The following is a 4,196-nucleotide window of genomic DNA, read 5'->3' as shown; positions in this document are numbered from 1 at the left end:
TTGGTCGATCCGGCTACACAGGGCGGGCCAATGCTCTTAGGGAACATCGAAATGGCGACCGAGATTCAACAGCGTGCGTTGCCGCACCTTGCCGCCGACTCGTTCCGAGCTGACCAGTCGGTGGGTGTAGTAGCCCTCTCCTGTAGTCGTGTTACGCGTTCGTGTGCGACGAATGTACATGCCCATGACCGTACAGCGGGGGACGGCATAATGGCAATAGCCCGATAAGCGATTATGGCACTACAACGCAGAAAACAAACTTCGAAATGCGAAGAATCAATAAGTTACGAGTGAATCTTTCTCGAATTCCTGCCATTTTTGGACAGTGGCTGTTAAATGTGGGCTAATGCCGCGGGCGCAGGATGCGCAGGAGCGGTGAAGGGGGAATGATCCCCGTCCCGCAGCAGCTCCAGCGCGTGACGGAAACTGACCCCCTGGCGCTTCATCACCCACTGGATGACGTCTCCCCCCTCGCCGCAGGCACCGAGGCAGTGCCAGAGGTTCTTCTCCGGCGAGACCACCAGCGACGGCTCCCGGTTGTCGTGGAAGGGGCAAAGCCCCAGGTAGTCCTTGCCGTGCTTCTTCAGGGTGACGCCCTGGCTCTCCACCAGACGGACCAGCGAGACCTCCCGCTTCAGCCGGTCGATCTCCTCTTGTGCGATACGGGCCATGGGCGCCTCCTCCAAAAACGTGTCAAGGCCCTTGCGGACTTTTTTCGCCGTTGATCTTCGCGTCATTCATTTGTACGATTACCGGACATTTTGAGTGGCGAACGATAGGCGTGCAACTCCGATGAACGAAAACCGGTCTTATCACTGACGGACATACCGAGCAAAGAGGGTTGCGTATGTCCAAAAAGATCAACGAGGAGTTGAGTAGCTTCGGCAAGCGACTGGCCAAGCTGCGCAAGGCCGCCGGGTATACCCAGCAACAACTGGCCGACGAGATCGGCGCCACGCGCCGGATGATCGCCTACTACGAGGCGGAGAGTCAGCACCCGCCGGCCAACATGCTGGTGGATTTGGCCAGGGCCCTGAGCGTCAGCGCCGACACCCTGCTGGGGATAAAGCCCATCGAGGCGGTACCGCTCAGCAGTCGGCTGGAGCGTCGGATTCGGCAGATCGAGACGCTGGGGCCCAAGTCACGACAGCAGATCACCCAGCTGATCGATACCTTTGTCGAGGCCGAGCAGCTAAAGAAAAAGGCCAACGCCCATTGAGGCGGAGGAGAGGACCATGGAACAGATTGCCAATCTACATATCGAGAAGCTGCCGGAAGGCGTCTATCTGGCGACCAGTGACGACATTCCGGGTTTGGTCGCCCAGGGGCGCACCATCACCGAGACGGTGGAGATCGCCCGCGACGTTGCGAGGAAACTGATGGAGGCGCAGGCCGAGCACCACCACCAGGCCAAGCTGGCGGCGGTACAGGACTCGTTCGACTACCCGCTGATCGTGGGCAGCTGATGGGCCGGCTGGCCGGTTTCAAGTACCGCCGGATCGTGCGGAAATTGAAGGCGCTGGGCTTCGAGTTCGACCGTCAGGCGGCGGGTAGTCACGAGATCTGGTTCAATCCGGCGATGGGCCGTTTCACCACCATCCCCAACCATCCGGGGGATATGCCCGAGGGGACCCTGAAGGCGATTCTCCGGCAAGCCGGGATCACCGCGGAGCAGTTTCTGGCCGCGTAGGGAGTACCGCAAAACAGGATGTTTGAAGAAACGTTGGTCCGGAGAGTTGCACCTCTCCGGACCAGCTAACCACAACCCAACTGACGAGGAGTTGCGTCATGGCTGATGACGATTCTACGGGCAACGTGCGCCCGGTGAGAAATCCCCTGGAGCGGCGGCTGACGGGGCAGGGGCGCTGTTCTACGAGAATCCGCCGCGGCGGAGCGATCCGCCGGGGGCGCAGGGGCGGGGGCGGCGGGTGCCGTGGTTGCAGCTGAAGGGGCAGTGGCTCGCCGCCGCCGGCTTCGAGGCGCGCACGGCGGTGAAGGGGCACGGGTCATGCGCGACTGTCTGGTGGTGACGGTCGCCGAGGAGGATTGAGGAGCAACACCAAGCCCCGCCCGGTCGGTGATCGGGCGGGGCTTTTGTTTGCGTGAGTAAATGTATTACACACTCATTAGGCGGTCCCAAAAGATGTTGCCTTTAATGAGGTTTGGTGTGGGTATTACCTTTCCTGAAAGCTGAATGCTGCTGTCGTCTTCGTCGACTTTTATATTCACATATATGTTGAGATCGCAATATGAAAGATATATCTTGTTGATAGATATGTATGCGGTACATGAGCCGTCATGTCTTTTTTCTATTTTTGCGCTTTCATTTTTGTTGTTTTTATAAATGGTCGTTTTATTGGGCGCTGTAATTTTCATTGATGTTAGTTCTATAGGTGAGTCGCACCTATCATTATCAGATACGGATATCAGTATGTCATATGGTGATGTTCGTATCGATCCAGTGTCGTTTTTTATATCTGACCCAATTATCTTTACTTCTACGTTTGTTGCCTTTTTGGTTGTTCCGATGCTGGAGAATGCTAAGTCGTAATGGCTGTATGACGAACACCCAATGGTGGTGGTTGCAAGAAGCAGCATTAACGCATGGTGTAGGCGAGTGGATGCAAAGTGTATGAGATCAATCACTGATAGCATCTCCGCTCAACCGGTTTGCAGCTTGCAGATATCCTGCAAATGATATCGGTTTGCTCGTTTTCGTCGTTACCCCAAATGAAGTAAGGAATAATGTTAACGATAAGATGTGGTATGCCAAGGACGTAGTGAGGAGAGTAGAAATTGTATGTCCCGGCATTTACGGGGTCAGTTACAAGTCTGCCAGATTTGTCAAAGACAACTTCAGAGTGTCCGTCGGAAAATATGTATTTGACATTTGATTCGTTGCCCTTGCCCATCTGATGAAAAATAGATTTGTTGGGCGGCAATTTTTCCCAATTCCGTTGTGCGTAATCCTGATTTACGTATTCGTTGTAGTTATTCCGATTGAAGTGCCAGTCGTTGTACCAAGCGAGGCCCAGGGGATCAATTCTGGATATGGGGTTTCCTGAAACATAGGCGTAACTATTGACCCCACCCAACAACCCAATCGGATCCGAACTGATAAACCTCTTCAGCCCCGGATCATAATACCTCGCCCGGTAATAGTAGAGCCCAGTCCCATCATCCTCCCGCCCGGTATACCCCAACGAGTTCCGCTCGTCCGCCCCCGTATGCACCGACTCCCCAAAGGGACTATAAGCATACTCATCCGAAACCCACCCCCCTTCATCCGCCAGCCCAACCACCGACCCCAGCGCATCCGATAAGAGCTGCTTATCCCCAGCCGCCGCATAGCGCCCCAGCACCTCATCGATCATCAACCCGGTGTGGTAGGTGGCCCCCAGCGCACTGCCGGCCAGCTCCGCCACCGCCTGCGCGCCATCATACAGGAATCCGGTGGTCACCCCGTTGACGGTTTTCTCGATCCTACGCCCCTGGTGGTCGTACTTGAAGCGCGCCGTGCCGTTGGGCCCGTCTATGGCGACCAATTGCCCGCGGGCATCCCAGCTGTAGGCCACCGGCCCCTGTTCGGTCTCCCGGCTGATCAAATTCCCGTTGTCGTCGTAGTTCAGCGCGTAGCCGTTGTAGCTGAGCATCCGGTTGGCGTCGTCGTAGACCCCGTTGAACAGTGTCTCCGGGGTCGAGCTGGTGCGCGTCCGGTTGCGCCGAATCCGGTTGCCGGCGGCGTCGTACGCGTAGTCGATGCGGTCCACCTCGCCGCTGGAGGCGTCGAGGTAGGCGATGCTCAGCAGGTCCCCGGCGGGGCTGTAGGCGTAGCGCTGGATGATGCCGTTGGGCAGCTCCTTTTCGCTCAGTCTTCCCGCCGTGTCGTAGCGGTAGAGCGCCCGTCGTCCGTCGTGCTCGATGGTGGTCACCCGCCCGGCGGCGTCGTAGCCGTAGGTGGTCAGGGAGAGCCCGTTGACCCGGCGGGCGGTGAGCTGGCCGGCGGCGTCGTAGGCGTATTCCACGGTGCCGCGCGCATAAGGAGTCAGGTCTTTCTTATTGCTTTTTCTGCTCGACTGATAATGCGGCTGATATAGGAATAGTGAAGGCCAAAGTGTTCCCCGATCTCTTTCATGCTGTAGCCGCCACTCCCATAGGCGGCCACAATGGCCTCATCGCGCCCGCCCGGTGGTCTA

The 4,196-nt window shown here is 57.2% G+C and carries 7 protein-coding genes and 1 pseudogene; 4 read left to right on the top strand and 4 right to left on the bottom strand.

All coding sequences use genetic code 11. The features are described 5' to 3' along the window. Positions 1-39: 39 nt before the first annotated feature. A pseudogene (locus ACYQ2W_RS27030) lies at positions 40-180 on the bottom strand (hypothetical protein); the annotation flags it as partial. A 152-nt stretch (positions 181-332) separates the two neighbouring features. Continuing rightward, complete coding sequence (locus ACYQ2W_RS25285) at positions 333-671, bottom strand: CHC2 zinc finger domain-containing protein (RefSeq protein WP_459873653.1); 339 nt, start codon at positions 669-671, stop codon at positions 333-335. A 176-nt stretch (positions 672-847) separates the two neighbouring features. Here ACYQ2W_RS25285 and ACYQ2W_RS25280 point away from each other — a divergent pair, with 176 nt between their 5' ends. The 4 genes from ACYQ2W_RS25280 to ACYQ2W_RS25265 all read left to right on the top strand — a co-directional run bounded on the left by ACYQ2W_RS25280 (position 848) and on the right by ACYQ2W_RS25265 (position 2,030). Then, positions 848-1,219 carry a helix-turn-helix domain-containing protein gene (locus ACYQ2W_RS25280; RefSeq protein ID WP_459873651.1) on the top strand — a complete coding sequence of 124 codons (372 nt, stop codon included), beginning with the start codon at positions 848-850 and terminating at the stop codon, positions 1,217-1,219. A 16-nt stretch (positions 1,220-1,235) separates the two neighbouring features. Further along, positions 1,236-1,466, top strand: a complete 231-nt coding sequence (locus tag ACYQ2W_RS25275) for a type II toxin-antitoxin system HicB family antitoxin (RefSeq protein ID WP_459873649.1) — start codon at positions 1,236-1,238, stop codon at positions 1,464-1,466. Further along, on the top strand, positions 1,466-1,690 hold the full coding sequence (locus ACYQ2W_RS25270; RefSeq protein WP_459873647.1) for a type II toxin-antitoxin system HicA family toxin: 225 nt from the start codon (positions 1,466-1,468) through the stop codon (positions 1,688-1,690). The genes ACYQ2W_RS25275 and ACYQ2W_RS25270 overlap by 1 nt, the downstream gene beginning before the upstream one ends. Before the next feature lie 175 nt (positions 1,691-1,865). Then, entirely contained in the window at positions 1,866-2,030 is a 165-nt protein-coding gene (locus tag ACYQ2W_RS25265; protein ID WP_459873655.1) for a SymE family type I addiction module toxin, read from the top strand. A 612-nt stretch (positions 2,031-2,642) separates the two neighbouring features. On the opposite strand, the gene ACYQ2W_RS25260 is transcribed toward ACYQ2W_RS25265, so the two are convergent. After that, complete coding sequence (locus ACYQ2W_RS25260; protein ID WP_459873644.1) at positions 2,643-4,025, bottom strand: RHS repeat domain-containing protein; 1,383 nt, start codon at positions 4,023-4,025, stop codon at positions 2,643-2,645. Positions 4,026-4,045: 20 nt separating this feature from the next. Further along, positions 4,046-4,165 carry an RNA polymerase sigma factor sigma-70 region 4 domain-containing protein gene (locus ACYQ2W_RS27025; protein WP_488193055.1) on the bottom strand — a complete coding sequence of 40 codons (120 nt, stop codon included), beginning with the start codon at positions 4,163-4,165 and terminating at the stop codon, positions 4,046-4,048. Positions 4,166-4,196: the final 31 nt, after the last annotated feature.

It is taken from the genome of Endothiovibrio diazotrophicus (genome assembly GCF_054657215.1).
The sequence above is the reverse complement of the archived record's forward strand: the minus strand, read 5'-3'. Positions and strand labels throughout refer to the sequence as shown.

What these genes read in the sequence shown, in the direction of transcription:
- ACYQ2W_RS25285 (WP_459873653.1), bottom strand. Translation starts at nt 671, where the DNA reads ATGGCCCGTATCGCACAAGAGGAGATCGACCGGCTGAAGCGGGAGGTC.
- ACYQ2W_RS25280 (WP_459873651.1), top strand. Translation starts at nt 848, where the DNA reads ATGTCCAAAAAGATCAACGAGGAGTTGAGTAGCTTCGGCAAGCGACTG.
- ACYQ2W_RS25275 (WP_459873649.1), top strand. Translation starts at nt 1,236, where the DNA reads ATGGAACAGATTGCCAATCTACATATCGAGAAGCTGCCGGAAGGCGTC.
- ACYQ2W_RS25270 (WP_459873647.1), top strand. Translation starts at nt 1,466, where the DNA reads ATGGGCCGGCTGGCCGGTTTCAAGTACCGCCGGATCGTGCGGAAATTG.